This is a genomic window from Halobacillus sp. A1-3 (assembly GCF_050971765.1).
GTDB lineage: Bacteria > Bacillota > Bacilli > Bacillales > Halobacillaceae > Halobacillus > Halobacillus mangrovi_B.
This window is the reverse complement of record NZ_JBPCEO010000006.1, coordinates 205,530-232,262: the sequence shown is the minus strand read 5'-3', so window position 1 is coordinate 232,262 and position 26,733 is coordinate 205,530. Positions and strand designations below refer to the sequence as shown.

At 42.6% G+C, this 26,733-nt stretch carries 21 protein-coding genes; 6 read left to right on the top strand and 15 right to left on the bottom strand.

Features of this window, described 5'->3' with window-relative positions; genetic code table 11:
* Positions 1-32: 32 nt before the first annotated feature.
* Both lhgO and glaH read right to left on the bottom strand, forming a co-directional pair.
* A complete protein-coding gene (gene lhgO, locus ACRYKC_RS12505) occupies positions 33-1,244 on the bottom strand; it encodes an L-2-hydroxyglutarate oxidase (RefSeq protein ID WP_433807064.1) in 1,212 nt (403 codons plus the stop codon).
* A gap of 15 nt (positions 1,245-1,259) precedes the next feature.
* On the bottom strand, positions 1,260-2,195 hold the full coding sequence (glaH, locus tag ACRYKC_RS12500; RefSeq protein WP_433807063.1) for a glutarate dioxygenase GlaH: 936 nt from the start codon (positions 2,193-2,195) through the stop codon (positions 1,260-1,262).
* Between the two features lie 461 nt (positions 2,196-2,656).
* Between glaH and ACRYKC_RS12495 the strand changes: the two genes are divergently transcribed.
* From ACRYKC_RS12495 to ACRYKC_RS12480, 4 genes are all read left to right on the top strand, one after another.
* A complete protein-coding gene (locus ACRYKC_RS12495) occupies positions 2,657-3,955 on the top strand; it encodes a hypothetical protein (protein WP_433807062.1) in 1,299 nt (432 codons plus the stop codon).
* A gap of 167 nt (positions 3,956-4,122) precedes the next feature.
* Complete coding sequence (locus ACRYKC_RS12490) at positions 4,123-5,175, top strand: CdaR family transcriptional regulator (RefSeq protein WP_433807061.1); 1,053 nt, start codon at positions 4,123-4,125, stop codon at positions 5,173-5,175.
* A gap of 120 nt (positions 5,176-5,295) precedes the next feature.
* Positions 5,296-6,423 carry a glycerate kinase gene (locus ACRYKC_RS12485; RefSeq protein WP_433807060.1) on the top strand — a complete coding sequence of 376 codons (1,128 nt, stop codon included), beginning with the start codon at positions 5,296-5,298 and terminating at the stop codon, positions 6,421-6,423.
* Between the two features lie 16 nt (positions 6,424-6,439).
* Positions 6,440-7,798 (top strand): GntP family permease, encoded by a 1,359-nt coding sequence (locus ACRYKC_RS12480; protein ID WP_433807059.1) that lies wholly within the window; start codon positions 6,440-6,442, stop codon positions 7,796-7,798.
* A 182-nt stretch (positions 7,799-7,980) separates the two neighbouring features.
* Here the strand turns inward: ACRYKC_RS12480 and ACRYKC_RS12475 are convergent, their stop codons facing one another.
* Positions 7,981-8,463, bottom strand: coding sequence for a hypothetical protein (locus tag ACRYKC_RS12475; protein WP_433807058.1), 483 nt, complete (start codon positions 8,461-8,463; stop codon positions 7,981-7,983).
* Positions 8,464-8,648: 185 nt separating this feature from the next.
* On the opposite strand from ACRYKC_RS12475, the gene ACRYKC_RS12470 reads away from it, so the two are divergent.
* Positions 8,649-9,317, top strand: coding sequence for a hypothetical protein (locus ACRYKC_RS12470; RefSeq protein ID WP_433807057.1), 669 nt, complete (start codon positions 8,649-8,651; stop codon positions 9,315-9,317).
* Between the two features lie 220 nt (positions 9,318-9,537).
* On the opposite strand, the gene ACRYKC_RS12465 is transcribed toward ACRYKC_RS12470, so the two are convergent.
* From ACRYKC_RS12465 to ACRYKC_RS12435, 7 genes are all read right to left on the bottom strand, one after another.
* Positions 9,538-10,992, bottom strand: coding sequence for a glycoside hydrolase family 32 protein (locus ACRYKC_RS12465; RefSeq protein WP_433807056.1), 1,455 nt, complete (start codon positions 10,990-10,992; stop codon positions 9,538-9,540).
* Between the two features lie 17 nt (positions 10,993-11,009).
* Positions 11,010-11,630 carry a YesL family protein gene (locus ACRYKC_RS12460; RefSeq protein ID WP_433807055.1) on the bottom strand — a complete coding sequence of 207 codons (621 nt, stop codon included), beginning with the start codon at positions 11,628-11,630 and terminating at the stop codon, positions 11,010-11,012.
* Between the two features lie 34 nt (positions 11,631-11,664).
* Complete coding sequence (locus ACRYKC_RS12455; protein WP_433807054.1) at positions 11,665-13,944, bottom strand: GH32 C-terminal domain-containing protein; 2,280 nt, start codon at positions 13,942-13,944, stop codon at positions 11,665-11,667.
* Positions 13,945-14,013: 69 nt separating this feature from the next.
* Positions 14,014-15,612 (bottom strand): ABC transporter substrate-binding protein, encoded by a 1,599-nt coding sequence (locus ACRYKC_RS12450; protein WP_433807053.1) that lies wholly within the window; start codon positions 15,610-15,612, stop codon positions 14,014-14,016.
* 95 nt (positions 15,613-15,707) lie between these two features.
* On the bottom strand, positions 15,708-16,625 hold the full coding sequence (locus ACRYKC_RS12445) for a carbohydrate ABC transporter permease (protein ID WP_433807052.1): 918 nt from the start codon (positions 16,623-16,625) through the stop codon (positions 15,708-15,710).
* Between the two features lie 15 nt (positions 16,626-16,640).
* Positions 16,641-17,591: an ABC transporter permease gene (locus tag ACRYKC_RS12440; protein ID WP_433807131.1), complete on the bottom strand. Its 951-nt coding sequence runs from the start codon at positions 17,589-17,591 to the stop codon at positions 16,641-16,643.
* A 49-nt stretch (positions 17,592-17,640) separates the two neighbouring features.
* Entirely contained in the window at positions 17,641-18,672 is a 1,032-nt protein-coding gene (locus ACRYKC_RS12435; protein ID WP_433807051.1) for a LacI family DNA-binding transcriptional regulator, read from the bottom strand.
* A 269-nt stretch (positions 18,673-18,941) separates the two neighbouring features.
* Between ACRYKC_RS12435 and ACRYKC_RS12430 the strand changes: the two genes are divergently transcribed.
* Positions 18,942-20,627: a M4 family metallopeptidase gene (locus ACRYKC_RS12430; RefSeq protein WP_433807050.1), complete on the top strand. Its 1,686-nt coding sequence runs from the start codon at positions 18,942-18,944 to the stop codon at positions 20,625-20,627.
* 203 nt (positions 20,628-20,830) lie between these two features.
* On the opposite strand, the gene ACRYKC_RS12425 is transcribed toward ACRYKC_RS12430, so the two are convergent.
* The 5 genes from ACRYKC_RS12425 to ACRYKC_RS12405 all read right to left on the bottom strand — a co-directional run bounded on the left by ACRYKC_RS12425 (position 20,831) and on the right by ACRYKC_RS12405 (position 26,656).
* Positions 20,831-21,904 carry a Ger(x)C family spore germination protein gene (locus ACRYKC_RS12425; RefSeq protein WP_433807049.1) on the bottom strand — a complete coding sequence of 358 codons (1,074 nt, stop codon included), beginning with the start codon at positions 21,902-21,904 and terminating at the stop codon, positions 20,831-20,833.
* Entirely contained in the window at positions 21,894-22,997 is a 1,104-nt protein-coding gene (locus ACRYKC_RS12420; protein ID WP_433807048.1) for a GerAB/ArcD/ProY family transporter, read from the bottom strand. Before ACRYKC_RS12420 ends, ACRYKC_RS12425 begins: the two co-directional genes overlap by 11 nt.
* Positions 22,990-24,480 (bottom strand): spore germination protein, encoded by a 1,491-nt coding sequence (locus tag ACRYKC_RS12415; RefSeq protein ID WP_433807047.1) that lies wholly within the window; start codon positions 24,478-24,480, stop codon positions 22,990-22,992. Before ACRYKC_RS12415 ends, ACRYKC_RS12420 begins: the two co-directional genes overlap by 8 nt.
* A 412-nt stretch (positions 24,481-24,892) precedes the next feature.
* Entirely contained in the window at positions 24,893-25,843 is a 951-nt protein-coding gene (locus ACRYKC_RS12410; RefSeq protein WP_433807046.1) for a formylglycine-generating enzyme family protein, read from the bottom strand.
* A 12-nt stretch (positions 25,844-25,855) separates the two neighbouring features.
* Positions 25,856-26,656, bottom strand: a complete 801-nt coding sequence (locus ACRYKC_RS12405) for an endonuclease/exonuclease/phosphatase family protein (RefSeq protein ID WP_433807045.1) — start codon at positions 26,654-26,656, stop codon at positions 25,856-25,858.
* Between the last annotated feature and the right edge of the window lie 77 nt (positions 26,657-26,733).

Below are 26,733 nucleotides of genomic sequence, written 5' to 3'. Positions count from 1 at the left end.
AAAAGGACCAGAAATAAATCTGGTCCTTTGTTCTATCCTACTTTAATTCCAGCCACAAGTGGATCAGGAATTTGTTGAGCTATTTCTTTTCCGATTTCAAGCGAGGCTGTTGCCGCAGGAGAAGGCGCATTACATACGTGAATCGAACGCTTCCCGCGGATCAAATGAAAGTCATCGACCAGACGTCCGTCTTTCAGCATGGCCTGAGCCCTCACCCCGGCCTCTGTTGGAATGATATCATCGGCTTCAATTTCAGGTACAAGCCTCTGCAGACTCTTCACAAAGCTTTGTTTATGAAACGAGCGAACCATTTCCTTCATTCCCTCTTTCATGTTGGCACCGGCCATTTTCCAAAAACCTTGAAAAGCGAGAACCTCTGCCAAATCTTTAAGGTGGATATCTGTTTTCCTATATCCTTCCCGCTTTAGACTTAATACAGCGTTTGGTCCTGCATGCACCCCTCCATCCATCATCTTCGTCAAATGAACGCCTAAGAAAGGAAACGCAGTATTAGGAATCGGGTAAATCAGTCCTTTAACTAGATGTTTCTTTTCTTCTTTCAACTCAAAATACTCTCCTCGAAAGGGTACGATTTGTAACTCGGTATGAATTCCAGTCATACGTACAAGGCGATCACTATGAAGACCTGCACAATTGATTAAGTAACGTGAATGCAATGTCTGCCCACCTTTATCGACGACCACTTCGTCGTTGTATTCATTGATATCTACCACAGGAGAACCCAAGGAGATTTCAACTCCCGCCTCTCTAAGCAGCTCGGCAAGTTTCTCACTGACCGCTTTGTAGTTCACGATCCCTGTTTGAGGAACCTTTAGACCTGCAAGCCCAGCCGCATGCGGTTCAATTTCCTTCAGTTCTTCTCTAGTAATTTTTTGTACGTTTAGCCTATTCTGTTGAACCCGTTCATAAAGAGCTTCCATACGGGGCAGTTCTTCCGGTTCTGTTGCCACAAGAACTTTTCCGCAAACTTCATGAGGGACATCGTGTGTCCTACAAAACTCCACCATGGAATCTCGTCCCTGTATAGCCATTCGCGCTTTCAGACTACCCGGTTTATAGTACACACCTGAATGAATGACTCCACTATTTCGCCCTGTCTGGTGCGCGGAAAGCTCCTGTTCTTTTTCAACCACTACCACTTTAGCTCCTGGATTCTTTTGAATAAGAGCATACGCGGTAGACAGCCCTACGATGCCGCCTCCGATAATCACATAATCATACATTCCATTAACCTCCTGCTACTGAACGAAATGTCCTCTTTGACGAAGTAATTCTCTATGAAGCTCTGTATTTTTTTCAAACCCAGCTCTTCCATGTAACCAGAAACGATTATTTAACATGACAAGGTCTCCTACAGGAAGCTCTAGTTCAATCAAGCCTGAAGAGTTTTCCATTGAGTGAGATAAATCCTTCAAGTACTGAGCTTGCGCAATGGTCTCAGGATAAACAAATTGATCAATAAAGCAAATACATGGCTGGTTATTCCATTCATAAAACGTTTTGCGCTGAACGTCTTCTGATACATTCTTGCTCGCTGGAGCCTTGTAAGTAAAAGGGTAAGAAGCCATAGGGTGCTGATAGAATTGATCAAATTCTTCCCACTCATCAAGGTGCAGGAGTCTAGAACTTCCTCCTATCGCATTGCTTTCTTCCATTTTCATCATTAAAAGCCAATCGGTCGGTTCATCCACATAGGTCCCGTCCGTATGAAGCGTAAACCTTCTATATGCCTGACGCAGATAAGAGTCACTGTCGTCCGTATGCTTAACTGAAAAACGCGCATAATATTTTTTGGACATCGCATCAAAATTCGGAATTCCAGCGATATGAGTCAGCGCCGTTGAAAACTTGACGTAATCCTGGTCATCTGTCGTCCGCTGTCTTAAACCGACCGTAAAACCTCCAGAGTTTCGATCATGAAGAATATGACGCAGCGTTTCACCGAACTTATCATCCAACAATCTTAGTAAAGTATCGGAGGTCATTAAACGTTGGTACGGGATATATTCCAATTGTTCATCACTGATTTCTTTCACTTCTTCAAGAAATTGATCAATGACACGTTCCTCTATTTCAATATGGTAAAGTCTGGCGTGCTCAGGATGTGGCTGAATCTTATACCCTTTTCCTTTGATTGATGATAACTTTTCTTTCTTCATTTCAACTGTACTCATAATGATTCTCCTCCATAATAAAGTATTGGTTACATTTCTTTATGGGCCCATAAAAATCAAAAAAGCCAGTCTTCCCCTTAATGGGAAAACTGGCTTTAAGCTGCGTTAGGAGTTTCTGGCGCTCAGAAACGGGACAGCTTTACAGTTAAGATATTGAATTTTACTTAGTGTCGTTGTGCAACCGGATTTTAAAAGGGGATGCCTTTCTAAAGGGTTGCTTTCTAAAACTTATGTTATAACTTTTAAAATTTTCTGTCAATGCCTTTGTTAGTATTCTCACCCACTTACTTCTGACGATAAGAACATACATATAAAGAAATTATTTTCCTAAAACCATGAATTCACCTATTTTATGAGATTAATGTTTGGAATATTTTTCATTTATAGTGTATGTTTGTGAATAAGAAAGAAAATTCTGTCATTTCATGTTCGTTTCTTACTAATCAAAGGGGGATGTTGAGGTGCGTCAACGAATTTTTGTTAGTGTTGTGGTCTGTCTTCTAATAGTTATGATGGGTATCGGAACAATAGCTGCAGACAAGAAAAACGACTACTTTGTAAATGAGGCGAAGCTTCCGTTTAAAGCTCTTGATGGTATGGAAACTGAACGATTGTGGGGCGTACATAATGGAGCAGGCTATAGAATAGAAGTTCCAGAAAACTGGAACGGTGATTTAGTTCTCTATTCTCATGGATACCGTAATGAGGAAATTAAAGAACTAACCGTAGATAACCCTGCTAACCTACGAAAATACATTCTTGAAAAAGGGTATGCCTGGGCTGCCTCAAGTTATAGTAAGAATGGTTACGAGGTCAAACAAGGAGTGAAAGACACTCACGCACTTGGTGAATTTTTCAATGGAAAAGTGGGTAAGGCAGAAAACACCTATATTGTAGGGCATTCCATGGGAGGTCATATTACCGGAGTACTGGCTGAACAATATAAGAATACCTATGATGGGGCGATGCCTATGTGCGGGGTCATGGGTGATAATGAGTTGTTTGACTTTTTTACAGATTATAACCTTGCTGCGCAAGCACTCGCTGGAGTTTCCACCCAGTTCCCAGCTCCTGCTGATTACCAAACAACGATCGTTCCGCAAATAAAAGAAACACTTGGATTGAACACTGGATGGTTAACAAGTGAAGGAAAAAAACTTCGTGACCTTACTATGTATTTATCCGGAGGAGAACGGCCGCTTTTTGGTGCAGCATTTGCTAGTTGGAAAGATTTCCTTTTCACCCTCTATCGCGAGGATCCCTCGTATGGAACCCAGGGAAATCTAATTGATAATACGGACTCTATCTACCAATTGGATTCTCTTCCAGAGCTGTCAGAAGAAGAACGAGAGCTCGCTCGTCTGATTCCTGAAATTACAGCAGACCCTCAGGCAAGGAATGAAAATGGGCTGGCTAAAATTCCTCATCTCTCTGGGGAAATTAATGTCCCAGTCATGACACTGCATACGATTGGAGACTTATTTGTGCCATTCTCAATGGAGCAGCTTTACGCTCAAAGAGTTGCGGAAAACGGAAAGTCAGATATGCTAGTCAGTCGGGCTGTAAGAGCGGTCGGACACTGTGAATTTACACCTGCTGAAGAGACTGACGCATTCACTGCACTAGTCAAATGGGCTGAAGACGGTGATAAACCTCAAGGTGACCAAATTTTAAATCCTGATATTGTAAACAATGAAGACTTTGGTAGTGAATTCACTTCTCCATTAAGACGTTATGATCCCTTAAAAAATAGAAACTAGTGTATGGATATAAAATGGTCTGATTGAGAGCATAAATGTTTGAAAGTAATAAGAAGGACAAGTTTTCCGATTAGGAGGCTTGTTCTTTTTTATTTAATTTTTATAAAATCCACACTCTCTCTTTTTTGTTATGATTTAAAAAACCGATTCTCAAAGGAGCGTCACCTATGGAATTAACTGATCAACTAGGAAAAGAAATCATACGCAGACTATCTAAATACATCGACGTCACAATAAATCTCATGAATGCAAAAGGTAAAATTGTAGCAAGTACAGATCCTAACCGGATCGACCAATTACATGGTGGTGCACAGACAGTTATTGAAACGACGGAATCCCAGTTTATTACGAAAGAAAATATTGATTGTTATTCGAATGTTAAACCTGGAGCTAACCTGCCCATCTTTCATAGAGGAAAGCTAGCAGGAGTTGTTGGATTAACAGGAGATCCTGAGCACGTCGTGCAAGCGGCAGGGATGACCCAGGGATCTGTTGAGATTGCACTGGAACAAATCTTCATACAGAGGCAAGCGTTTTATCAGGAAAGACAATGGAGTCACTGGCTGCAGCGACTTCTTCAAGATGGAGAAATGGACCATGAGGATTTAGAAAGTGAAGCTAAATTCACATTACGGGTAGATGTACACCAAATATGGCAAGTAGGCATCTTTCAATCTGACAACCCTTTTGAGCTTGCTGAAAATCTTCGGAAAAATCTCCATCCGTATAATCCTCTTTTTGTGCTTCCTTTCCAAGAAAACAGGGTCATTGTTCCTTTTCCATACGATGATTTTCCTATTAAATTATCAGCAATAGATGGAGTAAAAATTGGGATTGGGGAACCTGGATATTCCGTAGCGGGGGTCAGGAGCTCCTACTATCAGGCAAAAGAAGCTATTGAACTATCGGGCGAATATGGAAAAATCGTTTACAGTAAAGAGCTTGAAATGGAGAGACTATTGAACTTTAAAGATTCATTAACTTATGACGAAGTAACAAAGGTCTATCGACAGCGATTCACTCAACTAGAACAAGCCTATATCGAAACTCTTACCTCATATTTTGATAACGACTTAAAAATGTCCAGAACGGCAGAGGCCTTGCATATTCACAGAAATACACTCATTTACCGGCTGGATCAAATCCATAAAAAAATAGATTTAGATCCCAGGAAGTTTAAAGACGCCATCCTATTACAGAGCATTCTTTTAAACACTTAATTTGTGCAATTGCACAAGTATCCGCTTACATTATTCAGAATTTTTGTATCTTTCATCAATTGTTTTGAAGAAGAATATTCGTTTCAATAGAACTAAGCTAATGTTGGGAGGTACCTAAATATGAAAATCGTTTTATCACCCGATTCATTTAAAGGAAGTCTATCATCAATAGAAGTATCAGAAATTATGAGACGTGCCTTTCTAAATGCTGAAGGAAACGTGGAAACAGTATTAAAGCCAATGGCCGATGGTGGTGAAGGTACGCTAGAGACGTTGGCAAAAGGTACAAATCACCAAAAGATTCATTTTCCATGTATCGGGCCCCTTGGGGAAGAGCGAGAAAGTTGGTATCTACAACTGAACCAGAAGCTGGTCGTTATCGAAGGGGCCAATATCGCAGGATTACCTCTTATTTCTGAAGAAAAAAGAAATCCTGATCATACAACAACTTTTGGTATTGGTCAGGCTATCCAACATGCGCTCGACAAAGGTCACCGCGATTTTATTGTGGCCATTGGAGGGAGTTCGACCAATGATGGCGGGATGGGCATGCTCCAGGCGTTGGGTATGAAGGCATTTACTAAAGTTGGAGAAGAAGTTGGTATATTTGGAAAGGATGTCTTAGACATTGAACGTGTTGATTTCTCTTCCATCGATTCTCGCCTGTTAGAATCCACAATCCGCATTGCTTCTGATGTTGATAATCCTTTAACAGGTCCCAGGGGGGCAAGCCATATTTATGGACCGCAAAAAGGTGCTACAGAAGAACAGGTCTTAACGTACGATCAAGCTCTCGAAAGGTATGGTCTTCTACTGGAAGAGGAATGTGGAAAACAGTTAAGGACAACCCCAGGTGCCGGCGCCGCGGGCGGGCTCGGTTTCGCTTTTCTTTCCATTGGAGCAAAGTTAGAATCTGGAGCTAAGCTTGTGGCAGAAGCGATACAGCTAGAAGATGAAATCAAGCAAGCCGATCTGATTATTACAGGGGAAGGTCAGAGTGATGAGCAAACGTTATTCGGAAAAGCTCCTGGTTATGTAGCTGAACTTGCCCGTAAGCACAAAAAACCCGTCGTTCTTTTATCTGGCAGCTTAGATGGTGATGTGGAAAAGTTAAATGAACTCTTCACAAGCTGTTTTTCGATTGTACCTGGACCTAGATCACTGAAGGATTGTATGGATCATGCAGAGGAATTTTTATATCATGCCTCTCAGCAAATTGCTCGGTTCACCTTAAGAAAGATACATTAGATAAAGGAGTGAAAGTATGGATGGACTCGGTCTTATCTTAGTTATTGTTTTAGGTGTTTTATTTGTCATTTTGGCTACAGCTAAGTTCAATCTCCACCCTTTTTTATCGTTGTTACTCGCTGCATTCGCCATAGGTATCCTCTCAGGTATGCCTCTAGCAGACGTTGTCGAAGCCGTGAATAGCGGATTTGGTGGGTTAATGGGTGGAATCGGACTCGTTATTGTCTTTGGTACCATCATTGGTGTCATTCTGGAAAAATCAGGGGCTGCTCTTCGTATGGCTGAAGTTGTCCTTCGAATTGTAGGCGAAAAACGACCTCAGCTTGCTATGAGTGCAATCGGAAGTATTGTCAGTATCCCTGTCTTTTGTGACTCTGGATACGTTATTTTATCATCGCTTAAGAAAGCGCTTGCGAATAAAGCGAAAGTTACCATTGCATCAATGGCGATTGCCTTGTCTACCGGTCTATTTGCTACACACACCCTTGTTCCTCCTACACCGGGACCCATAGCAGCTGCAGGAAATATCGGAGCTGAAAATTATCTGGGGACAGTCATTTTGTTCGGCGTCAATGTAGCTATTCCCGCCATTATCGTCGGGTATATTTGGGCCATGAAAGCAGGAACGAAGATTCACATTGAAAATGATGAAGACACCTCTGTTTATGATTATGATGAAGTCGTAAGCAGCTTCGGAGATATGCCTTCAGCTGCTAAATCATTCGCACCGATTCTAGTACCGATTCTGCTTATCGGATTCAGTTCAGTCATCACATTTGCCGGTTGGTCAGGAGCTCTTTTTTCCTTTTTCTTATTCTTAGGATCTCCAGTAGTTGCACTGCTTGTCGGTGTCCTGTTTGCTTTCGCATTACTTCCTAAATTTGATCAAGAAACGCTGACGGACTGGGTCGGGATCGGTATAAAAGAAGCAGCCCCTATTCTTTTGATTACAGGTTCAGGCGGGGCGTTTGGATCTGTAATCAGTTCAACCAGTGTTGCAGAATTGATTAAAGGAATTGCAGGGAACGATGTAGCCGTAGGAGCGTTGTTCATTTTCATTCCATTTGTGATAGCGGCCGCTTTGAAAAGTGCTCAAGGTTCTTCCACAGCAGCCATCGTTATCACTTCTACATTAATCGCACCGCTCCTTCCACAAGTCGGTATTGAAGGTGCTGTGCCACTGTCACTTGTTGTCATGTCTGTCGGGGCAGGCGCAATGGTTGTCTCCCACGTTAATGACAGCTACTTCTGGGTTGTAAAAGAATTCAGCGGTATGTCAATTACGCAAGCGTACAAGGCGCAGACGATGGGAACTTTGTTACAAGGGATAACAGCGATTATTGTAACATCTGTCCTGTGGTTTATTTTGGTATAAAACAGGAAACATCGCGCAAAAACTGCGCGATGTTTTTTCCTTTTCTATGATTATTCAAAATTACACTTAGTGAGCAATCAATCTTTTCCTAAATTAGAAGTTTACCAATATTATGAAGTTGGACGAGAGTTATGGCATGGGTTAATTTGCCCCTAATATACTGTACCTGTTCATCTAGCTTTTTAATTTAATACTTTCACGGTAAACCCACCCGCTTCCACTATCTTCTTCTCCCCACCCACCTCAACAGTATAAACACCAGTTTGGCTGGTAGGTGTAATCGAGTTAACTGTCTGGTTCCTCTCACAAAAATAGATCCTAATTTCATGTTCATCCTCTGGGTCAATCCCCGTTGAGTTAAACTCCATTACGCTCAAGCCGTCTTCAGTGACAAAAGAAGAGTCATTTTTCAGTGTGGTCCCTGCAAGGCTGCGGTCATAGATGCCTTGAAGTAGTTTGATAACTTCTGCAAAACCAAAAAAAAGAATCCCAGAAACAAGCCCACTTGCTAAGGCACTCAATCCTATTGCTGTTTGGAGACCTGGTATAGCGGATGCTAACTCTTCATCTCCAAAAAATATAAAACTAGATAGTATTCCAAGTGCAATAAAGAAAAGACCGCATATACTTAATAAGTTAGCTACTTTGTTCTGATTCCCGATCATAAAAGCCTACAACTCCTTCCCCCTTAAATGATTCGAAGCTATATTATGTTATAATTTTTCATCTTATGTATTGAGATATGTAGCCTTTAAATAAAAACTTTCACTAATTTTAGCGAAAAATAAAATCTTCGAATCAATCCCCCTCTCCATAAATATAAAAAATAAGGGAAGGGAGGAATCCTAAGATGAGATGGATCCTTATTGTGGGTTTCGTTTGCACTTTGCTCACAGCCTGTTCGACCGCAGACGGAAATGATACCAATGAAAGCGAAAAAGTGAAGAATGAATTTATGGATGAGGTTACGGATCAACTGAAACAAGGCGACCTTTCCAAGTATGTCTCCACGGAATTAGAAGTGGAAGATGTAGAGAGTATCTTGAGAGGAGATACGACGCATTATGGATTTAAACTGACAGGAAAGTTGAACCGGGAGTTTGAATCATTGACGGAAAGAGAACAGTACGAACTCTTAAAAGAATTTGACTCTAAAGCTTTTACAAAAACCTTTGATGAAGATCATATCGATTACTCCTGTGAAGTGGACTCCATCGCACTCTCTGATTCTTCCGATACGTTTGAGGTCTCACGGGCTACTTCCTTTATCATTCAGAAAAATGATCAATACTTCAGTCCAACTCCGACCGTTACGGCTTACAAAACTTTAGACGAGGTGGATGATTCAGAGATTTACAGCTATATGAAAGACCAGTACGACAAACTCACTGATTCCGGTGAGAATTATGATCCTGATTACCATGACCCGTTAGTTGCGGAAAAAGCGGCAGATAAATTTAGTATTACCGCAGAAGAAGCGGCTGAAATTTATGTAAACTATCAAATAAGAAAAGAATGAGAAGCTCGGCGCATTGCCGAGTTTCTTTATTGCCCGGATGATTGATTTCTTCTCCTGTTTGAGCGATATCCTTTCAGAATTCGTTGATATCCTCAATCATTGGAGCGATTCCAAAAAAGACTTCGTCGATTTCATCCCGATTTCGCTATTCACTCCTCCATCGATCGAGAATCACTAAAAAATGGCTGCCTCCCTGAGAGACAGCCTGCTTTCAATCCTATCAATTTAATGGATAGACCATTAACCCCTTAACAAGCGCAAAACCGTTGTCTGCAAACACATCCACTCCCCGGCTGTCAGGATCAGGATAAATCCGATTACTCATAGCGATCCTGCCGCCATCACTGAAAACCTCTACAGAAGAGGTATCAAGAAAGACGTGCAGTGTGATTTCATCATTTGAGGCAACGACTTTAGCCTTACAGCTTGCTTGTGGTCCCTTACCACCTTTGCTTCTGTTGACAACGACTTCTTTTTCGACCTTGTCATAAAAAACAAGGGTTTCCTCAGAGCCGTCATCAGAGCAACGAAGTTTCAGACCAAAAGCAGTCGATTCAGACTTACTTAAATCAAACGTTACTATTATCTCCAGCGTTTCGCCCTTGATATCACTCAGGTAAGAGGCTTCCCCTTCCTTCACTAACAGATCCTCAAACTGATATTTTTTCCTGCGCAGCTTTTTCAGCTCTTCGACAGGTGTCTGACTCATCCTGCCATCATCCAGCAGTTTCAATTCGCGTGGAAGAGTCATGGCTCCGGCCCATTGATAACTTTGAGTAGGTATCTCGCCTCCCCACATATCCATCCAGCCAATCAGGATTCTCCGTCCTTTGTCGTCTTGAAAAGTTTGAGGAGCATAGAAATCTAATCCTAAATCAAGTTCCTGGTAGTGCTTTTGGGTGAAGCGCTTACTTTTATAAGATAAGTCTCCTACTATATACAGGGTCTTAGCGTCTTCCATTTCCATTGGAGAACAAATCAAAACGTGGTGCGCTCCCAGCTTAAACAAGTCCGGGCATTCCCACATCACGCCTTGAGACCCATTACTTTCTGCCATCACACCCTCATACTTCCAATCCAAGAGGTCAGCTGAAGAATACAGAACGGCTTTTCCAACTCTATCCTTTCCTGTGCCAACAACCATGTACCATTTGTCTTCATGCTTCCACACCTTTGGATCGCGAAAGTCTTCCGATCCATCAACTGGAGGGGCAGCGACCACCGGATTTCCTTCAAACTTTTCAAAATGAACTCCGTCTTCACTGACCGCTACACACTGGACTTCTTTTGGACTGTGATCATCGACATGCCCTGTATAGATTAAGTATAATTTCCCGTCATGCTCCACTGCACTGCCGGAGAAACAGCCATCCTTGTCATACGCTTGATTCGGTGCGAGTGCAATGGGAAGATGCTGCCAATTAACGAGATCCTCGCTCTTCATGTGTCCCCAGTGCATTGGGCCCCATTCGGCACTGTAAGGATGATGCTGATAAAAAACGTGGTATTCGCCGTTAAATTGGATCAAGCCGTTCGGGTCATTGATCCAATTGGCCTGAGCCATGATATGATAGCGCAATCGATGGGGATCAAGCTTTGCCGTTTCGGCAGCTACCCCCACTGCCTGATCTGCTTGTCTTAATAATTCGGTATGTCCTCTCTGATTCAGTTGCACCTTACCCCTTCTTTCTATTATGCAGACCCTTGCCTTGACTCATCATCCACATGGGTGATCGTCTCAAAGACTCGATTGCACAAATAATATATAAAATAGGCACCTACACTTCCTAATAGAAGAATAGAAATCGGAAAAGTAATCAATAAATAAAGAGCGATGGCCATCGTCCCTGCCAGCAAAAACGTTGTACCTGGATAGGAAAATGTCAGCATAACCGCATTACGTATCGTATTTTTAGCATCCGTATCGACATGAGCGATGACCGGAAACAAGTAAGTCGACACGATGACAAACATGAACGTCAAAATAATCGTGACGATAAATAGTAACAAGTGAAACGACGAGGCAGATGGATCAATCAGAATATAATCAAGCACAAGCAGCACCCCAACCATTATCCAGACCGCACCAATTTTCATGGTTTGATTTATGCCTTCTTTAAAGAATTTCCAGAAAGGCTTTACTACCACGTAATCGCGGTCTCTTTGCCATTTCCTCACAACGGAATAAAGCGCTTTCGTTGCTGGAAAAATGGTTACGACCGGTGTACAAAACACCAGCCACACCATATTCAGCAAAAAGAAGTTCACGATTACATCGAGTGCGCGGAACCAATTGTTTTGAAAGATATTCATCGTTCACCATCTCCTTGTTGTTTCCCTGTGTTCCTTATGAATAAGCCGAATTCATGCTCCAAATTCGAAGCTTGTGGACTGAAACATCTTCAAGGGCTTTATTTGCCCATATCGATAGCCCCGTGGCTTCCCGCCGAGTTGGATAGACGCGGCTCGTCAGTCCGATTCGTTCATCTAAGTAGACTTCAATCATCGAGCGGTCAAGAAAAATATGCAACTTCACTGTGCTACTATTTATTTCCACTTCTCCGCCTTCAATTCCATTAATCACTTCTTCATCTAAGCTGGATTTTTCCCGGTTGATCTCAAACCGCTTTTCACTGTGATCATAATACAAAATCGTTTCCTCATCATGATCATCCGTATGCCTTAAAACCATCCCGACTGCACTAGCTTGATCACTTTCAACTTCCAAGTTAATCTCAAGCATATCCCCCTGGACATTTTTCAGCTGCTCATTCACTGTTGCAGCATTTGTTGTTTCTTCAAGTGAGAAAAGTTGTTCCTTTCGAAGCAGCGCCATTTCTTCAATTGGCCGCACCATTAAAGAATCGTCTTCGTGAAGACCGAGCTCAACAGGAATTCCCCCGTTGTGCGCCCATCCTGCTTCATATTCATGCATCGGAAGCCTTTTTCCTTGAGCGATGCTGAAGACAAGGGATCGGCCTTTCGGATCGACCATTCCGCTTGGACCGGTGAAATGCTCCCCTACATCCGTAAGACGCGGTTCTTCATGATCAGGGGCAAACGTCAGGGATTCAGCGTCCCAGCTTCCGATCCAGTACCATACGTACTTGATATTGTCCGGATGAGGGTAGTCATACCAGGGATTGATCAGGAATACATGCTTTTCTTTTCCACTCGAATCTCTTCCAAGCGGCAGGAATACGGGCAATTCCCATACATGACCAGTTTTCGGATACTTGGCATAATCGCCCTCCATAAACGATCCTTCATAGGTCCATCTTTCCAAATCGTTAGACGAGTACATCAGGGCAGTGCCACCGACGTAGCGATCCCCTTCTTTAATCCCAGAACCGATGATTTGAATCCAGCGATTGCCCTCTTTCCATACAAAAGGATCGCGGAACTGTCCGTAAAAAATTCCTCCAGTCCTAGCCTTCAACCCTTCTTCCTGAACAGTCACAACTTCCGGATGCTTCTGCCAACACTTTAAATCGCGGTCCCCGTCCTCAGGAAACGTACTGCGCGCGATTGCCGTACGAGTCGGAGGAAAAACGGAATCATCTCCCGCAGTTATGAACAGCACCGGTATACCATCATCATCGACCACCGCTGAGCCAGACCAGTCTCCATCCGGGTCGACAGCACCTTTTTCCGGCATCAAAGCCATCGGCAGATCATGCCAGTGCACGAGATCCTCACTCACCATATGTCCCCAGTGGATGTTATGCCAAAATGGACCACGCGGGTTAGCTTGATAAAATAAGTGATACTTACCTTCAAAATAAAGCGGGGCATGCGGTTCATTCATCCAGTGCTCTGGTGGTAAGAAGTGATACCCCGGCCGGTGCGGATCGTCCGCCAATCGGCTGCGATCCATCGCTACATTCGCTTCTGGCAAGCTCCCGTCATTCTGATCAATCCTGGATTCATAGATATCCAGCACTTCTTGGTCAGATAAGGCTCTCTTATATACGGTAACTTCATCGATTAGTCCACTGAACATGTGAAGAGCCACAGCTTCATTAATCATTAATGCCTGATTGTTTTTTCCGATCCATAACGGCTGATCCGAAAGAACAAGGCGGGAACCGGCTGTTAAAGATTTTTCTGCAACCTTTGTTCCATTGATAAAAAGATTCAGCTTGCATGCCTCAGAATCAAAGGTCCCAGCAACCATCGCCCACTCCCCAGCAGGAATTACCTCATCCCCAGACCAGACTTCCAGCCACTTCTCTCCTGTTCCTACTTGGAACGAGCATTCTCCGTGGCGGTAATGGCCTAAAATGAACCCTCGCATCTCTTCACGATGATGCTGGTTGATCACGGCGGTTAGTCGCTTCTCATTACCTGATTCGAACGAACGGGCCGCAATCCAGGCAGCTACTGTAAATGCCTGCTCTGGGAAAGAATCACTTTTCCAGCCTTCGCTCTCGACCCAAGTCGAGTAGCCATCAAATAGGAGGCTCGATCCCTCCAACCCTTTTCTCCAAACGGGATCACTGTTCGGTTTATACTTTGCTTCATTGAATACATAGTTGATATAATGCTCTTCCCCCGAAACCTGCTCGCGGACATGCTTTCCTTTTCCTTCATCAAACTTCCAGGAGGCTAGCAAAGGAGCTTTCATCGCACTCCCCCTCTCTCTTATAAATCAGAACAAGCCAGATTACCAGATAACCTGGCTTGTTCGGTTGGCTTACTTTTTGTTTTCGTTGAAACGCTCAAGGCCATTTTGATAGATTTCCATTAATTTAGGAAGCCCCATCTGTTCGAGCGTCGCTTTGTATTCATCCCATTCTTCTTCAATACCGCCATTTAACAGCCATTGTGCTTTCTTCTGCTTCACGAACTCTTTTATATTGACTTCGATCTGGTTGATTTGCTCAAGTTCTTCAGGGCTGAAAAAGATTTGTGGATACTTCTCTTCTCCAAGGTATGGCTCATAGTAATCCTGGATATCTTTCAAACGCTGTTTAGCACGCGGTTCCATATCAACCACTGTACCGAAGTCTTCTTCAAGTACTACGATTGGTCCACCTGGTGCAACTTTCTGACGAAGCTCTCCCATCGCCACATCTTCAGGCAATTCTTTGTTTACAAGCATACCGTTTTCATCTTTTTCATAGATGGTGCCGATTGGACCCCAGCTGACTTGAGCGGACATATACGGCTCATACAACTGGTCAACCCAGCGCATCGTTACTTCTGGATGCGGGTTGGCTTTTGTGATCGCAAATGCTGCACGTCCATATTCTGATAGATTACTAGGTCCGATGAATTTCTCGCCGTCCAAGTTTTCTAAAACTGGCAGAATCGCATAATCATCGGCGCGTTCAGGCCCGACGACTTCTTCGGTTTCCCACCAGATGTAAGAACCAAGCGTTTCGTCTTCGGTTTTCCCTTTGGCGAAGTAAGCTTTGGAATCCTGGGTGAAGGACTCTTCATCAATCAAGCCTTCCTCAACCCAGCCGTGGAAGTAAGAAATCGCTTCTTTCCATCCTTCTTGTGCTGGTGCGTATTTCACTTTTCCATCTTCCACGTAACGGTGATCATCCGGCTGGTCCGGTACACCGAAGTTGGAGAAGAAGTTGCTGAAGTTTCCAGTCCAGAACTCATACATGAAGCTTAGCGGAATTTCATCCTGCTTACCGTTTCCGTTAGGATCTTCGTTTTTGAAAGCGACTAACACATCATGGTACTCTTCAAGGGTTGTCGGCATTTCAAGTCCCAGGTTATCAAGCCACGTTTTATTGATGGATGCGAAGTTCGGTGTCCTCACAAGTCCCATTTCCTCAGCGCGCGGCAAAGTATAGATATGTCCATCTGGAGCGGTGATCATGCTCTTAATTCCCGGACGTTTTTCCAATACTTTTTGCAAGTTCGGCGCATGTTCTTTAATTAAATCTTCAAGTGGAATCAACGTTCCATTTTGTCCGTACGTTACAATATCGTGATCCGTAAATTGCGCGTCATAAAACGCATCAGGCAAATCTCCGCTGGCAAGCATCAGGTTTTTCTTCTCCTGATAGCCTTCTCCAGGGATGTTATCCCACTCGATGTGGACATTCGTGTCTTCCTCTAACTGCTGTACAATTTCCATCTCGTTGTAGTCCGGGGCGAGCGGTGCTTTCGGTGATACAAAGTTCAGTGTGACTTTTTCATCGACGATCGGCAGACCTTCTTCGTTCATATCGACGCTTTCTTTCGTCTCACTATCTGCCTCTTTATCCTGACAACCGACTAAAATCAATCCGAATGTAAGTAGAATGAATAAGTATAACAAACTCTTTTTCATAGGATTTCCCCCTATCCTTTAATGGTTGGAATAAAAGTCGTACAATCGTTCGAAAGCAGCGCCCGTTCACCTCCTTTTAATGAAATCCAAATTCCTTATCCCTTGATTCCGCCAATCATGACTCCTTTGACGAAGTACTTCTGTACAAAAGGATAGATGATCAGCAGTGGAATTGTAGCAACGATAATGACGCCGTATTTGATCAGTTCGGAGATTCGCTGTTGAGCAGCATAAGAGCCGATATCAGAAACCATGTTGGCTGCCGCTTCGTTTTGTATCAGAATGTTACGAAGCACAAGTTGCAATGGATAAAGACTTTCATCATTCAAGTAAATCAGGGCATCAAAGTAAGAGTTCCAATGGCCGACGGCGTAGAAAAGTACCATAACCGCTATGATCGGCTTCGATAGAGGCAGAACGATCTTTGTGAAGAATTTCGTGTTGGAGCACCCATCCATTTTCGCTGCTTCTAAAAGAGCATCCGGAATGGTCGATTGGAAAAACGCTCTTGTTACGATGATGTTCCAGACGGCAACTGCTTTGGGCAGAATCATCGCCCACATGGTGTTGACCATACCGAGATTTTTAACAACTAAATACGTCGGAATTAATCCACCAGAGAAAAACATTGTGAAGACGAGAACCATCAGGATAACCGTTCGCCCTTTCAAGTCTTTTCTCGATAACGCGTAAGCGGCCATCAGCGTTAATGTTACGTTCAGCGCTGTTCCGACAACCGTGTAAATGATCGAGTTCTTATACCCAATCCAGATCATGCTGTCCTGGAAAATCCGTTTGTACCCTTCAAATGTGATGTCTTTTGGAAAAAGCCATACATCGCCCGCGTATATTCGGTCCGGATTACTGATCGAAGCGATAATAATGAAGTAAAGAGGGTACAACACGGCAAGCAGCATGATCGTAAGCATGACATAATTCAATACATCAAAAACGATATCTTCCTTCGTTTTCCGTGAGTTTCGGACGACTTTCTTATTACTGGCTACATCCATTTATTGTTCCCTCCTTTACCATAGGCTCGAACCAGACATGCGTTTTGCTGCTCGGTTAACCGCCCACAAGAGAATTAAGTTAATAATCGCGTTGAACAGTCCAACGGCGGCAGCGAAGCTGTATTGCGCCTGCTGCAAACCAACTTTGTACACATAAGTTGGAATAATCTCCGCACTTGAAACGTTCAATGGAGTCTGCATCAAGTAGGCTTTTTCAAATCCGATATTCATCAAGTTACCAACGGACAAGACAAGCAATATGACAGCTGTCGGCATGATCGATGGGATATCGATGTGTAAAATCCGCTGAAACTTGCTTGCTCCATCCATAATTGCCGCTTCGTGCATTTCCGGGCTGACTCCAGAAAGTGCAGCCAAGTAAATGATTGCTGCCCAGCCTGTTTCCTGCCACAATCCCGAGCCGACATATAACGGTTTGAACCATTCCGGCTGTGAGAAAAAGGCGACAGACTCTCCACCAAACATCATGAGCAAGTTGTTAATGATGCCATTGTTGGAGAAAAAGACGTACATCATACCGACTAAGACGACAACGGAGATGAAGTGCGGAGCGTAGATGACAGTTTGCACAAATTTCTTATATTTCTGGTGCATCATCTGGTTAAGCAGCAACGCAACAATGATCGGCAGTGGAAAACCGAAGATCAGCTGCAGGGCACTAAGTGATAACGTATTGCTGATCAAGCTCCAGAAGTTGTAAGACTGAAAAAAGCGGACGAAGTGTTCGAACCCGACCCACGGGCTGCCGAGCACTCCTTCTGTCGGCATGTAATCTTTGAAAGCGATCAGGACTCCGTACATCGGCACGTAGTGGAAAATCAAAAAATAAATGAGAGCGGGTAAGAGCATCAGGTACAGTTCATAATTGTTCTTGAACTGTTTAAAACGTCCGCTCTTTTTCATTTCCTTTGGCAAGACGAGCGTTCGACTTTGTTTCCCAGCCATCTCTTTCATGTTCCATTCCTCCCTCCTTTTCTTGGCAAGTCTCCCATCCTCAACAGGATCCTCTGATCTTCAGCGTTGTAGGAAGTCTATACTCTTGAAAAGGCTCTTTAGGATTCTTCAACCGATTCAAAAGCACTTCCGCAGCCTTTTCCCCAAGCTCAAAGGCCGGCTGTTTGATGACTGAAAGGGCGGGCTTTGTCACTTTTGTCCATTCATAATCGTCAAAACCAATAACAGCTAACTCATCAGGTATATTCACATCTCGATTCTGAAGAGTAATCATGGAACCGATCGTCATTACGTTGTTAGCGATAAACAAGGCAGTCATATCACTTTCATCTAAAAGCTCATCTGTCAGCCTTTCTCCAAAGTGATAACTTGCTTCACCTATTTTGACGAGGGATTCATCGACATCAATGCCGTTGTCGTTTAACGCTTTACGGTAACCTTCGTAACGTTCGTCACTTGTGGTGAGCCCAAGCGGTCCAGATATGTAACCAATTTTTTTGTGACCTTTGTCGATCAAGTGCTGGATCGCTTCGTATGTTCCTTTAGCATTATCAACAAGAATGCAGTCGCCGTTATAAGAGGCAGGTTTTCTATCAATAAAAATGGTTGGATAATCATCAGGTAAGTATTCACTCAGGTAAGTGTGATCTTCTGCGGTGGGGGCCATAATCAATCCGTCGATCAACTGGGAATGGAAGACTTCAAGCTGTTTCTTTTCCATGTCAAGATCTTCATTGGAATTACTGAGTATGAGGTGGTAGCCGTGCTTTTTCAATTGATGTTCAATTCCGTGAGCAATGGTCATGAAGAAGAAGTTCGACGTATCCGCCCGTTTTACGGGAATCAATAATCCAATCGTCTTTGACTTTTGACTTCGTAGGCTTCTGGCAATCGAATTCGGACTATAATTCAGCTGCTTCATCGCATCGGTTACTTTCGCCGTTGTCTCTTCTGCAACAAACCTGGTCTGGTTAATCACATGAGAAACAGTTGCTGTCGATACTCCGGATAAAGCAGCGACGTCTTTGATGCTTGGTCTTGCGAGTGGAGATGCTTTTACGTTGTCTTTCACTCCATCTCCTCCTTTTCTATTCATTTAAACGATTACGTCGATTGATTTAATCGTTTACGTAATCGTTTAACTAGACTATATACGCTATTGAAAACGCTGTCAATATAATTTTCTGAAAATTTACTGAGAAAATAGAGAATTTTATCGATTTGGTGATTTTAGTCCTAGTTACCCCTAACCATATCAGAAAATTCAAACAGTTCTATATACTCTGTATACTTTCAACATTTTTTCCTATAATTGGTTATATTCCAACTAGGAGGTATGTAATGAAGAAAAAACATGTAATTCCAATGGCCGTTCTATCTTCTGCTTTAGTCATGGGAAGTGTGGCACCGTCCAGTACTTTAGCTGTGAGTACTCAGACCCCAACAGAAGTTGTACAAAAAAACGTACATAAAGCAAATGACAACCGTCCGTTCTTTGTACAAGAAAAACATGCAGAAAAACAAAATAAGGCTGACGAGCGTTCTGCAAAAGCGTTCTTAAAGAATAATAATGCCAAATATAACATCGATTCTCCTGAAGAAAGCTTAGACGCTGCTGAGGTTAAAAAGGACCAGCTAGGCATGACGCATGTGAAGCTGCAGCAGAAGAAAAATGGCGTTCCTGTCGATGGGCATGCCGTTACCGTTCATTATAGTAGTGACAATCGTGTTCAAACTGTAAGCGGTCAATTTAATGAGTCTGTCGAAGACGCTTCGATTTCAACAGATGCTTCTCTTTCCAAAGAAGAAAGTATTAACAAGGCGAAAGCTTCTGTGAAAGCGCCTAAAGAGCTTCCATATGAACCTTCTTCAGAGCTTGTGATTTATCCGTTTGATGATGAAAATCACTTAGCTTACAAAGTCAATGTTACGTTTATGGGAGAACAACCAGGAAACTGGTTCGTCTACGTGGATGCAAATTCAGGGGAAGTCATCGATCAGTATAATGCGATCATGCATGCAGATGGCTATCAATCTTCCACTGGAGCTGGATTAGGCGTACTAGGTGACCATCGCGAGCTTCACATCTCACACCAGAATGACAAGTCCTTTAAAGATGGCACTAAGTTCTACCTGCTCGATCAAACGCATGAGAATTTAGACGGGATTTACACGTACGACTTTAAAAACAGCTGGGCATACAACCAGCTTCCAGGTGAGCTTTTCCAATCCAACGATGCTGCTTTCACCGATGATTATGACCGTCCTGCGGTAGATGCTCACTATAACTCTGAAGAAGTCTATGACTATTTCTTAGAAGAACATGACCGTAATTCCATTGATGGTGAGGGTATGCCAATCATCTCAAGCGTCCACTTCGGAGAAGATTACAACAATGCGTTCTGGAATGGTCGTCAAATGACGTACGGGGATGGAGACGGGGAATTCTTCATTCCGTTATCTGCAGGTCTTGATGTTGCGGCTCACGAAATGACACATGGAGTCACCACCAACTCTGCTGGTTTGAAATACCGCTTCCAGTCCGGTGCACTGAACGAAGCATTCTCTGACATATTCGGTGCTCTTGTTGACGAAGAAGATTGGGAAGTCGGTGAAGACATCATGGCTGAAGAAGCTATTGCTTCAGGAAGAGAATCTTTGCGAAGCTTAAGCAATCCTAGCAAATATCCAGTAGGATCGACTTACGCGCCTTATGGCGATGGAAACGGCATGTACCCTTCCCACATGGACGAGTACTATGATCTTCCGATTGATCTCGATAACGGCGGCGTTCATATTAACTCTTCGATCATTAACCATGCCGCTTATATCACAGGCGAACAAATTGGGAAAGAGAAGCTTGGTCAAATCTACTACCGTGCACTAACCGTCTATCTGACTCCAGACTCTGACTTCAACCACGCAAGAGAAGTGCTGATTCAGTCTGCAGTGGATCTTTATGGTGAAGGCAGTGCTGAGGCGCTGGCGACCGCAGATGGATTCGATCAGGTAGGTATTACTGAATAAGATGATATACAAAAAGTTAAGAAGCTGGCAAGAAGCCAGCTTCTTTTTTTGGTGGATGTGCGGTTTGATTGATATACACTGCCATTTCGTTGATTCCATGTCTCCTTTGAGCGATTCCTATAGGTTTATGGTTGATACTCTTCTACTTTTTGATGGAAATGTCTTAGTCATTAAAATCATTTCCCAATTGCAAAGAATGATAACTATCCAGTAATTCCGTTCTCCAGGATCCGAACCGTGACATTTACTTTCACCGGAACATTTGGATACATCTGTTTCCATTCCTTTGGATCAAACGTTCCTCGGCGGTTTTTAAGAATTTCCCCTAGTCCCAGGGGGTCAACACCATTCTCTTGGAAATCCTGGATAAGCTGTGTACCCTTCTCAGTAAAATAGGCATCGAAAGCTTTTTCTAATTCCCTGGTTGTCATTTTTTCATTCGTAGGAACAATTTCTCCGACCATACCACTAACTTTAAGGTTGATTTGAAATTCAGGCTTCTTTCTATCTCCTTTTATTCTGTACTTCACTTTAGACCCAATGTTTTGGAGAACGACTTCATGGTTCTTATACTCAATCGGCTGCAGCCCATCTTTAAAATTTTGACTCAACAACTTCAAGACAAACGCATCTGAAAAAGGGATCGTATGAACCATTTTTTCCTTATCAAAAAACACATAGCCGTCTAACATGAGTTCGTCTCCTTCTCTTTTGAAATAAGGAAGAGAGGGATCCATGCCTTCCGCATAATAGGCATATAAGAATTTTTGTAAATTTTGGGTAGGTATATATTTCGTCGTATTCTGTTCAATAAGTTTTTTAATGTATTCCCCTGTGGGTTGAGTCTTACTGTACTCCCCTTTAATAATGTTTTCCGCATTTCCAGCGACAATCCCCAGGTACACATCTCTACCAATGTCCGGGTTTCGCTGAAGGAAGTCGATATAATTAGAAATATCTTTCTTTGCAATCTCGTCTCCGTATAAAACCACCGACACTTTCCCCATCCTTAACGGCATAGATGATTTATTTTCAATGTCCCGATGAATTTCCTGTACGTTGTCTCCAATTGCACTAATATGTTTCTCTTCGACCCCTCCGGACTCGTCCTGAATAAATTGGGGAATTAGAATCGTCCCTTTAATTTTTTCTTCTTCAACAAGGTCAAAAGCAGCAACATTTACAAGCGCTACGTCCTCTATACTTTTGTTAGGAACACAGCCTGTAAGAAAAAGCAATAGAATCAACAAGCTATGAAAAATATAGTTACGTTTCATTACGATTCCTCACTTTTTTCATAATCAACATGAACAGAAACAGGACGGGGATATACATTAAAAAGTAAAAACCAACTTCACCGGTGAAACTATTTAGTCGATCAATGGCTCTACGGTCTTCTAAGAAAAAGACGGTCACATAAAGGATTACACTGTATCCCCATAGAACGTAACGTTGCTTGATATTAAACATTCGTTTTGGAATTCTGCTCGCTGCCCACAAACCGAGACATAAGTTTGGGATAATGACAAATACCCATAAGGAGATCCCAATAAATTCGAACCTTTCTACAAAACTAAAGTTAATAATTTTCCAAAGAGAAATGGTTCCCCAGGTAATTTGGTCAAGCTGTTTTTCGCTAAAATACATGAACGAAACGATAGCTGTGGCTAAATAGATCAAAACTGTATAAAACACTCCGAAATGTGCCCACTTTTTAGAATCCTGTTTATTTTTTATAAAAGGATAATAAACGAACAACAGTCCAATCCCAAGAAAACTGAGGATGCTGAATTTTGTTGAGGCTAGCAGCTCTACAATGGAGTGATCGATGGATGGATAAACGTTGTCCACATTTCCATATTGAATAGGAAAAAGCTTAAATAAAAGCAAAGGCAACCCCAGAAGGACACCTGCCATACTGGCACCCGTAATGACTCGAAATCCTCCTGCGACATAATAATAAACGAGCAACACAAAGACTAACGTGAAAAGCCATAAAGGGAGCTTTGGAAAGATCCACGTCTGGATCACTTCTATAAACGTTCTCAAAACCGTGACACTTAGGAGCAAGTAATATAGGCTAAAAAGGAAATTCATCCCCCCGCCAATATATTTTCCATAGACGAACGTATGCACAGTGACAATATCTCCATCCACTGTTTGAAGGATCCGATAAATCATCCATAGCAGGATATGTAGTCCTATTCCACCCAGGATAATCGAAATCCAAGAATCATAGCCCGCTGCAGAGGCAATATATTTCTCAAAACCAAGGATTCCGACACCTACTTGCATCGAGTGAATTAAGAAAAATACCATCGTCGAGCTCACTAATAAATGTTCAGGTATTTGAAGAGAAGAGTTATTCATCAATATCTCTCCTTTCCTTCGCTCTTTTTGGATTGAAACGGAGCGGATCATTCGAACGTGCCTGTATAGGTCTCTTTGTTTGTCTGTTAAACGGCAGGCGAATAAACGCATCCTTTAAGTCCCTGAATCTTAGCGGATATATAGGCGCTAAAAAAGGGCGTCCAATGGAAGTGAGTTTAATTAAATGACCGATAAAGAACACCATGACTATCGAGATACCTACAAGTCCCCACATTTGCGCTCCTAATAAAAATGGAAAGCGAATGAGACGAATTGTATTACTAATTTGATAAATAGGAGTTGTAAACGAGGCAAGAGCTGCTAAGGCCACAATAATTAATAACACATTGCTGGTTAACCCCGCATCTACAGCTGCTGTACCGATGACGATACCACCTACAATACCAATCGTTTGTCCAACTTTAGTCGGCAGACGGGCTCCTGCTTCCCGGAGCAATTCAATCGCTAATTCTAAGATAATCACTTCCAGTATAGGTGGAAAAGGGATATCTGATCTTGAAGAAATGATGGTTGGTAACAGGTCATCAGGAATCATTTCATGATGATAGGTTAAGATGGCTACATAAATTGGGCTGCTAAGAACTGAAAAGAATACCGCAAACAGGCGAATTATCCTGAAGATCGAAGCGACCGGCCAAGGTGAGAAATAATCATCACTCGCGGAGAAAAACTCCACAACAGTAGTCGGGCAAGTCAAAGCGTGAGGAGCACCATCCACCATGATGGCGATCTTTCCCTCACCCAAAGAACCCGTCACTCGGTCGGGTCTTTCTGTATCTAAGATTTGAGGAAATGGAGAATGAGAATTGTCAGCCAGCATTTGACTAATATAAGAACTGTCATTGATTTGATCGTATTCAATATCATTAAGTCTTTGAATGACCGTATTTACGTTTTCCTCATTGGCGATCCCATCAATATAAAGAACCGCTACTCTTGTTTTAGTAACTTTACCTATATTCATTTCTTTTACAGTGAATTGTGGCAAAGGAAGGCGTTTACGAACAAGATTGATGTTCGTGTCCAAAGATTCCACAAACGCTTCTTTAGGTCCTACGACGCTGAATTCGACTTCAGGTATGCTTACTTTCCTTGTCTCCTCTGAAGGCGCTGGGACGAGTAAGACTTCCTTAGCCGTATCTTCCAATGCGATTACTACATGGCCAAGCATCACTTTATCCCTTATTGTTGATAGCTCGTCCGTAATCGATGTACCTTCTACAGGAAGGGCCTCTTCCATCCCCTCTAATGATCGAAAAGAGTGTCCTTTTATGGATTGTAAAATCTGCTTGTTGACCGTTTTCGGATCGACAAGAGTTTCAAAATAATAAAGGACACACTTATTTTTTCCTTTGAGCTTATATTCTTTAAAATCCTTCGATTGTTTCAGCTTTTCCGTCAGCTCTTTTAAGTCCTGAGATTCTTTCGGTAACTCCTCATTCCTTTGCTCTTTCCTTTTCACGGTAGCATGCTCCTCATAGTTTCCGTAGTAGTCGCTTGCTTTTCTAATTAGTGTTAGAAGAAAGGAATGAATTTATTCCCAACGGAAAAGCTAACAGTACAGAAGGAGGGAAGAATGTGGTTTATGCATACATAGCCCCACTGGTAACACTGGTCGGTTTCTTTATTTCTGTTGTCTTAGTATATGAAAAGTTTGCAATGTTTTTTTTATATACCTTTATACTAGTCACATTTTTGCTTCCGTTTATTCTCCTATATCGGGCTGAGGGAGAAGAAGCGAAGAAACAAAATTGACTCAAGTATAAGTAAGTGAATAAAAAAGCTGATTCCTATTAATAGGAATCAGCCGTGGGTAACTACTATTCAAATAATTACAATACGATATTCAGTTCCTATTCTTGATTCAAGAAGATCTATGTCATCCCGTCAGTGACACATCTGAACCCTATATTCCCCGTCGAACTATCCATCGTATTCGAACTCCGAGCAGCAACACGATAACGGTTACAGTATGATTTATGACAAAGGTAAGAGCCGCCTCGCATGACTTTGGGAGGCTGGTTGTTCAAACGTTTCGGATCAATCTTTTTCTCTGGGTGATTGGAGAACCAATCGGAACACCATTCCCAGACGTTCCCCGCCATATGATAAAGACCGTATCCGTTGGGCGGAAACGTTTGGACTGGCGCTGTTCCTTTATATCCGTCCTCTGCTGTATTCTCACGTGGGAAATCTCCCTGCCAAATGTTACAGTAATGGTTGCCATTTGGAGTCAGTTCATCTCCCCATGGATATCTCTTTTGTACTAGTCCTCCCCGTGCTGCATATTCCCATTCTCTTTCAGTTGGCAATCTTTTACCTGCCCAATCACAGAACGCCACTGCATCATTCCAGGATACGTGAATAACGGGATGATCCATACGACCTTCTATCGATGAACTCGGCCCTTCCGGTTGAAACCAATATACTCCTTCTGCCGCCAGCCACCAGGGTGTATTTGGAATTTGCTGAACCTGATAAGGAAAATCACAAGGAACAAATTGATAAAAGACGAAGGACCATCCATAGTGTTCGGCCTCAGTTTTGTATCCCGTCTCTTCTACAAATTGTTTGAATTCTGCATTGGTAACTGTATGGCGATCTATGTAAAAAGGCTGAACTTCTTCTTTTCTAACAGGACCTTCTCCATCAAACGGAAAACCTTCTTGATCATCAGTCCCCATTAAAAACTCGCCGCCAGGCAAGTAAAGCATTTTTTCTTTAAACTTAACGGATTGATTTTCCGTTTTCGTTCTCTTAGCCTTCTCTTGGCTAGTCTTACTTTCAATTGTAGAACGACTCGCTGAACAACAGGTATGTTTCATTTCTTCCCCTCCTTATGTGCAAATCTCAATTCTTGAAGTGACTGGATAATGATCGGACGGATAGCTTCCGTCGTAGGTATTTCTATCAATTTGCGTTTCTAATACCTTACCATTTGGCGTACAAAATATGTAATCAATGGGGACTCCTTCTGATCCGCCTTGAAACGAATGAAAAGTGTTCCCTGGAGTCTCGGTTAAAGCTGCATATGAATCTTGCAAATCCGTTGTTAACCCGAGGATAGATACTTTGCCTCGTAAAAATTCGATAACGCTATTATCTGGTTGGCTATTCAGATCACCAGTCAATACAATAGGGATATTTTTTTCTCGGTAATGGCTGTTCATCCTCTCCCAAATTAAAGCGATCCCGTTCTCTCTTGCTGATTGGCTGATATGATCTAAATGGGTGTTATAAACTAGGAAGCTTTCGAAGGGCTTTTCCCTCGACCGAAAATGTCCCCACGTACATATTCTCGGAAAATCACTGTCCCAGCTTATACTATTCGGCACTGCCGGTTGATCCGACAACCAGAACTGCCCGGAATCTACACATTCTAGTACATCGTGATTATAAAAAATCGGGCAGAATTCGTCGCTCATTCCCCCACGCCTTCCTTCACCGATCCAACTATAGTCAGGAAAAAATCTTTCTAGATCTTTTATCATGTGAATCAAAACTTCCTGCACTCCTAAGACAAGTGGATTGTGCTTCTTTATCATTCTGGCCACTTTTTCTGCTCGATACCCCCAGCTATCCACTCCATCTTGCGGGAGATCAACCCGTAAGTTAAAAGTCATGATTTGTAAATCCATGATTGAAGCCTCCTTTCAAGTAGATGAAAGGATCAACTAGTAGAATAGTTGATCCTTTTTTCCGTTACAAATATCGG

Bases quoted from the DNA above. Each gene is read 5' to 3' on its own strand.
- ACRYKC_RS12405 (WP_433807045.1), bottom strand. From the start codon at position 26,656: ATGGATTTACAAATCATGACTTTTAACTTACGGGTTGATCTCCCGCAA.
- lhgO (WP_433807064.1), bottom strand. From the start codon at position 1,244: ATGTATGATTATGTGATTATCGGAGGCGGCATCGTAGGGCTGTCTACC.
- ACRYKC_RS12475 (WP_433807058.1), bottom strand. From the start codon at position 8,463: ATGATCGGGAATCAGAACAAAGTAGCTAACTTATTAAGTATATGCGGT.
- ACRYKC_RS12430 (WP_433807050.1), top strand. From the start codon at position 18,942: ATGAAGAAAAAACATGTAATTCCAATGGCCGTTCTATCTTCTGCTTTA.
- ACRYKC_RS12485 (WP_433807060.1), top strand. From the start codon at position 5,296: ATGAAAATCGTTTTATCACCCGATTCATTTAAAGGAAGTCTATCATCA.
- ACRYKC_RS12480 (WP_433807059.1), top strand. From the start codon at position 6,440: ATGGATGGACTCGGTCTTATCTTAGTTATTGTTTTAGGTGTTTTATTT.
- ACRYKC_RS12455 (WP_433807054.1), bottom strand. From the start codon at position 13,944: ATGAAAGCTCCTTTGCTAGCCTCCTGGAAGTTTGATGAAGGAAAAGGA.
- ACRYKC_RS12460 (WP_433807055.1), bottom strand. From the start codon at position 11,630: ATGAATATCTTTCAAAACAATTGGTTCCGCGCACTCGATGTAATCGTG.
- ACRYKC_RS12445 (WP_433807052.1), bottom strand. From the start codon at position 16,625: ATGGATGTAGCCAGTAATAAGAAAGTCGTCCGAAACTCACGGAAAACG.
- ACRYKC_RS12490 (WP_433807061.1), top strand. From the start codon at position 4,123: ATGGAATTAACTGATCAACTAGGAAAAGAAATCATACGCAGACTATCT.
- ACRYKC_RS12440 (WP_433807131.1), bottom strand. From the start codon at position 17,591: ATGGCTGGGAAACAAAGTCGAACGCTCGTCTTGCCAAAGGAAATGAAA.
- ACRYKC_RS12425 (WP_433807049.1), bottom strand. From the start codon at position 21,904: ATGAAACGTAACTATATTTTTCATAGCTTGTTGATTCTATTGCTTTTT.
- ACRYKC_RS12420 (WP_433807048.1), bottom strand. From the start codon at position 22,997: ATGAATAACTCTTCTCTTCAAATACCTGAACATTTATTAGTGAGCTCG.
- ACRYKC_RS12450 (WP_433807053.1), bottom strand. From the start codon at position 15,612: ATGAAAAAGAGTTTGTTATACTTATTCATTCTACTTACATTCGGATTG.
- ACRYKC_RS12470 (WP_433807057.1), top strand. From the start codon at position 8,649: ATGAGATGGATCCTTATTGTGGGTTTCGTTTGCACTTTGCTCACAGCC.
- ACRYKC_RS12410 (WP_433807046.1), bottom strand. From the start codon at position 25,843: ATGAAACATACCTGTTGTTCAGCGAGTCGTTCTACAATTGAAAGTAAG.
- glaH (WP_433807063.1), bottom strand. From the start codon at position 2,195: ATGAGTACAGTTGAAATGAAGAAAGAAAAGTTATCATCAATCAAAGGA.